This is a genomic window from Roseateles sp. 22389 (genome assembly GCF_052044995.1).
GTDB lineage: Bacteria > Pseudomonadota > Gammaproteobacteria > Burkholderiales > Burkholderiaceae_C > Roseateles.
Genome location: NZ_JBQEOF010000017.1, coordinates 1 through 6,142 on the forward strand (window position 1 = coordinate 1; position 6,142 = coordinate 6,142).

Annotated in this window: 5 protein-coding genes and 1 pseudogene; 2 read left to right on the forward strand and 4 right to left on the reverse strand. The window is 61.5% G+C overall.

All coding sequences use genetic code 11. The features are described from left to right. Positions 1-144 precede the first annotated feature (144 nt). Positions 145-489, reverse strand: coding sequence for a hypothetical protein (locus ACTJKJ_RS20300; RefSeq protein ID WP_440821574.1), 345 nt, complete (start codon positions 487-489; stop codon positions 145-147). Between the two features lie 453 nt (positions 490-942). Beyond that, positions 943-1,659: a Crp/Fnr family transcriptional regulator gene (locus ACTJKJ_RS20305; RefSeq protein WP_440821576.1), complete on the reverse strand. Its 717-nt coding sequence runs from the start codon at positions 1,657-1,659 to the stop codon at positions 943-945. A gap of 350 nt (positions 1,660-2,009) precedes the next feature. On the opposite strand from ACTJKJ_RS20305, the gene ACTJKJ_RS20310 reads away from it, so the two are divergent. Both ACTJKJ_RS20310 and ACTJKJ_RS20315 read left to right on the forward strand, forming a co-directional pair. Continuing rightward, on the forward strand, positions 2,010-2,705 hold the full coding sequence (locus ACTJKJ_RS20310) for a PRC-barrel domain-containing protein (RefSeq protein WP_440821578.1): 696 nt from the start codon (positions 2,010-2,012) through the stop codon (positions 2,703-2,705). A 369-nt stretch (positions 2,706-3,074) separates the two neighbouring features. Continuing rightward, positions 3,075-3,752 (forward strand): universal stress protein, encoded by a 678-nt coding sequence (locus tag ACTJKJ_RS20315; protein ID WP_440821580.1) that lies wholly within the window; start codon positions 3,075-3,077, stop codon positions 3,750-3,752. Between the two features lie 1,233 nt (positions 3,753-4,985). Here the strand turns inward: ACTJKJ_RS20315 and ACTJKJ_RS20320 are convergent. Continuing rightward, complete coding sequence (locus tag ACTJKJ_RS20320) at positions 4,986-5,582, reverse strand: DUF6998 domain-containing protein (protein ID WP_440821582.1); 597 nt, start codon at positions 5,580-5,582, stop codon at positions 4,986-4,988. Positions 5,583-5,937: 355 nt separating this feature from the next. Beyond that, positions 5,938-6,142: pseudogene (locus ACTJKJ_RS20325) on the reverse strand (hypothetical protein); the annotation flags it as partial.

A 6,142-nucleotide genomic window follows, 5' to 3' on the forward strand; every position in this document is an offset into this window, starting at 1 on the left:
TGCAGCTGGTATCCGGACATCCTGCGCGTGCTCACGACCGGCTGATCGCAGAGGGCCGTATCGCCACGTGCACGCCCGATGCCCACCGGCCCCTCATGCCCCTGGCTTGGCCGAAAGAGGAGATGGGTGTTGCGGCAGCGCCGGTCAGCCGCGTGCGGACTGCGGCAGATCCGCGTCGGAGATTCCACGCCGCGCCTGACCTGCCGCATCTGGTACAGGACGTGCAGTGGCATCGTCGTCCGGAGGCACGTCGCTGCCTTCAGGCAGCTCTTGCGGCTTGCCCTCTGTGTCCTCTTGCGTCGAACGCCTCTTGCCATCATTGCCGGTTCGCTCGGCGCCGGAGTTCGATTCGTCCGATGCATCGTCGCCGGTACGAGCGTCCCCCGGCGATTGGTTCGCAACGGGATCACCGACGGGATCGTCGTTCTCGTTCTCAAGCTTCGAGGTTATGGGGCGAGTGGATTGGGAAGCGAATGTGCTGCTGTTCATGGTGGCGCCTTGATGTGGAGCGGGATGGCCCGCTTCCCACTGGCAAATCCAACTCCGCGCGAACTGCGACGTGAGCCCGGTTCGACCAGTAAGGAAACCCGCTAACGCGTAAACGCAGAGAGAACTTCCCGGCCAGTCGTGCTCGAAATGCCTGAGGCCTGACAAGCATTCCTTCAGCACCGCAAGCCCGTCCCTCACATTGCGGGTTATGGGGTTGAGAACCACCAAACCATAGCTTCGGCGCTGGACCGAGGTCAGCCGCATGCAGCATGCCTGATCTTGATGCTCGGGAAGCACATCGGTTCGCAATGTGGGAACCGGTGGAGAGTGAACTCTCGAAGGTGAGCGTCCTTCGCCTATGCGTCGAGAAGTAGCACAGATCGAGCAGAGCGTACGCCTCGTTCTTCGGCGAGGCGTCCGATTCCGGCGCCAGCCCGGCCATAGGAGATCGGATCACCTTGGGCCGAGTCTCAGGAGGCGGACGTACTCGGCCTTGACCACCGCGTAGCACTCACAGGTACGCCGCTCGAGACCGGCACGGTCGAGCACCTTGATATGACCACGGCGGTAACTGATCAGCCCAGCATCTTGAAGATTACCTGCCGCCTGAGTGACTCCCTCTCTCCGCACCCCGAGCATGTTGGCGATGAGGTCCTGCGTCATGACTAGATCGTTGCCGTGGAGCCGGTCCAGGCTCAGGAGCAGCCAGCGGCAAAGCTGCTGATCCAAGGAGTGGTGCCGATTGCAGACCGCCGTCTGCGACATCTGCGTCAGCAGAGCCTGCGTGTAGCGAAGCAGGAGATGCATCACATTCCCGGCCCGGTTGAATTCCGTGAGCATGAAATCGGATCGCAGCCGCAGCAGTTCCCCTGCGCTCTGCACGACGCCGCGGCTCGGAGTGGTCTGACCGCCCATAAACAGCGACACACCCAACACGCCTTCATAACCCACGACGGAGATCTCCGCAGAGCCGCCGTCCTCGAGCACGTAGAGAAGAGACACGATGGACGTCGTAGGGAAGTAGACGTGGGACAAATGCCCTCCCGATTCGTAGATCACCTGCCCCAAAGGCGCCCACACGGCTTCCAGGTCGGGGAGCCATCGCGACAGTTCCTCGTCCGAGAGCGCGGCAAGGAGGAGGTTCTGGCGGGCGAGTTGCATCGACACCATCTGCGTCGCCTTTGAATGTTGACCAGAGATCCGGCTGGCGCCGGCGGCCGATCCGTGAGGAACGAGCGCGGCAGCCGATATCCGATTGCTACGTGCGATGGCGTACCGACGCCCTGCGAGGAATGGCGCAGCCTGCGGTCATCACGGGCATCAATGCGTTCGTCCCTCGACGGGTGGATTGTGCGCGCCCGCTGCCTTGAACTGTGGAAGGATTTCATATGGCGAAACGTCAACATGGCAACAAGGAACTGAAGAAGCCCAGGCAAGAGAAGCCCCGCGAAGCGGAGCGTCCCGCGTCGCTGGCGCCTCCAGTCGTTGTCCCAGCGCGCCCGCGGGTTGGAAGGCGATAGATGCCGGACGTCCCCACGCGTCTGAGCAGCCTGAGTCTCCTGCACCGTTGCAAGGTCACGGGCAGCGACGGAGATGTCGGAATTGTGCGGCTGGCTCTCATCGATCCTGCCGATTGGCGAATCAGATTCCTTGTTTTGGAAACTGGTGCCTGGCTGTTCGGTCGCTGGGTCCTGATCCTGCCGTCACTGCTGCTCCAGCCGATCCAACGCGGAAGCATGCACATGGATGTCAACCAGCGCACCGTCAGGACCAGTCCCACCTTGCATCCCCTGCAGGGCGTATCCACGCAACAGACTCGCGCCACCCTGCTTCATTACGGCCAAACGGTCCCGACTTCGAAACAGCTGCTCGTTGTGTCCGATGAGGACCTGCGGGGATATGAATTGATCTCGGACGGTAGAGGTATGGGCAACGTTGTCGATCTCATCTACGACGACGTCGCATGGAGACTTCGCTACCTCTTGGTCGATACGTCCGCTTGGTGGCAAGGCGGACCGCGTGTGTTGATCAGCCCCCTTTGGCTCACCGAGATCGATCCAGCAACCAAGCGGATTCGACTGACTGTCGATCGTGCGGTCGTGCGGGCTAGCCCCCGCTTCCAAGACATCGGCACGATCGACCGCGATTACGAAACGGCACTGCACCGTGGATACGGACAGCGCCCCTACTGGCTCGAGCCGGCAAACGCGGGTTGATCGTTCTTGGTCTAGCCGCCATCTGTGGCGGCGCGCAGAGGACGCCAAGGGGTCGAACTCAAATTCAGGTGCGTGCGATGGCACACAGACGGCACGGCGTCCAAAGAACAAGCTGCGACATGCAGGAGCATAACCATGAACCCCCTTTGGATCTTTTCAATGGCGCCTTGGGCAGTGCTGGGCGCCGTGCTTGTGACAGTCGGCTGGTTCGGGTGGGGCGTCGCGTTCTGGGTCTTGGCGATAGCCTTGGGTCAAGCACCATTTCTGGCCGATGTATGGGCGAAGTACCGGCAGCAGGGGGCAAACGAGAGGTCTCTCTTTGCCGCGTTCGTGAGCTGCCTGCGCCAAAGCGCATGACCGGTGCATGGAGTGAAACGCGTGCCAGAAAACCCAGCGTTCGCCTCGCAGATCACTTTTGACGAGCGGGCGAACGACACGTTCACGGCCGAGGGCGGACGACCACGTTTGCATATCGACCACACGGATCTACCGGCCGATTTCACCGCGATAAGCGGTTCACGACTCGTGCCGGACATGAAGGAGTTCGAAATGCATGAATCCATCCTCGTTCCCATCGACGGAAGCCAAGCCGCCGACGCGGGGCTCGCGTTCGCGCTGAACCTTGCCATGGCACTGAAATCTCGACTCGTTCTTTTGCATGTGGTCGACGTCGAGCCGCTCTTCCTGCAAACCGCGGCCGACTTCAAGCAGCATCGAGATAGTCTTCGCGAGTATGGCAACGAGCTCCTGGCGAAAGCAGCCGTGACAGCGCAGGACCGTGGGCTTGCCGTGTCGTATTCATTGCACGAGACCATCGAATCGAACGCTGCATCCATCATCGTGGCGGAGGCAATGAGCCGCGGGTGCTGCTTGATCGTGCTCGGGACACATGGCCGTCGCCAGCTCAGCAAACTGCTTCTCGGACGAGATGCAGAGTTGGTGCTGAGAGACAGCGCGGTTCCAGTGTTGTTTGTCCGCGCCACGCGTGCATCGGATGCTGCGCCTGGACTACACGGATCGCACGCGATGAAAGAGGCTCATGCCTGACATCGAGACCTCACCCATGTCCAGGCTGCTACTGGAACTCGACAATGCGACCGAGGAACATGCCAGTCTTTCACAGGAAGAGCGTTGCGCTTGGCTGGCATTCGTCCGGAGTCGCGAGGGTAGTCGTACGTTCGCCCTGGGCTGGCGCAGATGGGCGATTGCGACTGAGCGGTTGCGTGCCAGCGCTAAGCGCCTATGGGAGCTCCGCGTCGAACTACTCATGGACGGGAGAGCCGGGCTCCCGAATCGCCAGAGCGACGTTTAACCGACACCCTTGCTAGGAAGGAAGGTGTCAAACTTGCCATATCCGTCTGGCGGGCGACGTCTCGACCGCTAGATGGAGAACCAGTCATGGACTTGCCGAGCCCCCAGAAATCGACCTCCGGTTACGAGCTCGTTTTCTCGACACTGCATCGCGGGTCGAATTTCAGTTTTCCATGCGATTCCCTGGGCGTCGTGGACATGAATGTCCTTACCGACCGTGCCCGTGACAACTACCTCTTGGCCCGTGCCCTTGTCGGCCGCGAGTTCTCTGTTCCGCGGATCCTCAGAACTGACGCTCCATCCGCGTGATCCGCGTTCGTGGCGTGCCACGGAGCCTACCGATTTCGACTTGACCTGTGAGCCAGCGCTGTTTGACGTCAATCTGCACAACCTGGCCCCAGAGGGATTCGCTCGGAAAAGTTTTCAACGAAGGGTTGCCCCGATAGCGGGGCGCTTCCGGTACAGACCAGACCGCAGCTGCACACGCTGCCGAACGTGGCATGCAACTGGCCTGAGACGCGCAAGCAGTGTCCGTCCAAACCGGCCGGCCTTAGCACCGAGTTGCGCTGGACTGCCACGACAGCAGTCGTGGCGCGCGCGCGAGCCACGCGCATCGCGCAGGCACCGACCGCGTCAGAGCATCTGGATTACGCCGTCGCCTTCTACGCGCTGCGCGGGAACCCGGGCACTAGGGTCTATACCTGCGGCTGTGTCAGTGGCATCTAGTCCGGCGTGACCTCGCGAGGCCATACGAAAAGTCCTGGCGCAAGCGTTTCGCGGCCAGCCACACGGCGATGCCGTTATGTGCGAGCACTGTCATGCGGTCGATGCGCCGGTCGGCAAAGAGGGTAGAAATGCTGTGGCTTTGCGCCGCCAAATGGCGGCTTTTTAGCAGGAACCCGGAAGCCAGCTATTTGGCGCGAAGGACCACAACCGCTGCTAAGCGCGCGCTCGTCTCCCGCTTGCCGCTCAGGGCTCGTCGATGCCTTCGCGCAGTCGGGCTCTGAGAAACTTCCCCGCGCCTCCCGCCAACTCATTGCGATTGAAGAGCTTACCGGTGAACGTGAAGTTCTCATCGATGCGCACGAGCAGCAACTGCTCGAAGTCGCCGTGACTCTTGACGACCACCTGGTTGCCGCCTTTTTCAGGTGAGATGGTCTTCACCTCGACGAGCTTGCCGTCGATGGTCCCGTCGGAACCGGCACGGTGCGTCCCATGACGGCACAGGCCAAACTTCACTTCCGCGTAAATCTCGCCGAGTTCTCCCCACACCTGCAGGTACCTGCCCGTGTTCGTGAAATGGCGCTCGGCACAGTCGACCAAGTCCTCGAGGATCTCGGCCTGCTCCAAAACGGAGAATGGGTACCCATCCCGACTCTTGAACGGCTCCCTCGACTTCAGCGACCTAGAGGGATCCGGTGGCTGGTCCTTCAGCTCTTCGTCGATCCATTCCCTGCTGATGTGGACCTCTTCCCAGGGCGCATACCCGACGCCGGCTGCCAGTGCGATGTCGGCGGCGCTGTAGCCTCGGTCGTGCATCTCGTGCAGGAAGTCCCAGTCGCTCATTGTCCCCCCGTCTCTTCGAACTCTCCGGGTCACCGCCGCCCAAGCTGGTGGCTAGGCCTGAGGCCCAGTGATCAGTGTCATCGAAATCCGAGATTGTGTCAGTCCTCGAGTGCCGTCGAGCAGGCGCCTACAGAGGGTGGACTCGAACTCGAGTGGACGTACGGCCCTGGCCATCGGCGCTGGTCTCGCTGGCGGCTGGCCTGGGCGCGGAAACGCTGGCGGCACTTGTGCTTGAGGTATGCCTCCAAGTCCGTGGGCGGTCGCCAGCGAATTGCTGCCGTAGCATGGCAAATCACCTGGTGACCGCGCGGCAGCGCGTTAATGTGCTTGATGTGTGGCGGTGGCGGCGAACTCGTCACTGAGCAAATGTAGCCCCCGGCCCTTGTGCTGAGGCCTGATGGCGGACCCATTCCAGATCCTTGCCCGGGACACACCAGGCGGGGTCTTTCACCCAATCTTTGAACCAGATCGTGGGATTTCCCTTGAGGGCGTTGCATTCGGCGTAGCCGATCGAGGACATGTAGTCGTCCTGCAAGAACCTGATCACAGGGAGCACGAGG

Coding starts and splice junctions, on each gene's coding strand:
- ACTJKJ_RS20310 (WP_440821578.1), top strand. CDS start 2,010: ATGCCGGACGTCCCCACGCGTCTGAGCAGCCTGAGTCTCCTGCACCGT.
- ACTJKJ_RS20300 (WP_440821574.1), bottom strand. CDS start 489: ATGAACAGCAGCACATTCGCTTCCCAATCCACTCGCCCCATAACCTCG.
- ACTJKJ_RS20305 (WP_440821576.1), bottom strand. CDS start 1,659: ATGGTGTCGATGCAACTCGCCCGCCAGAACCTCCTCCTTGCCGCGCTC.
- ACTJKJ_RS20320 (WP_440821582.1), bottom strand. CDS start 5,582: ATGAGCGACTGGGACTTCCTGCACGAGATGCACGACCGAGGCTACAGC.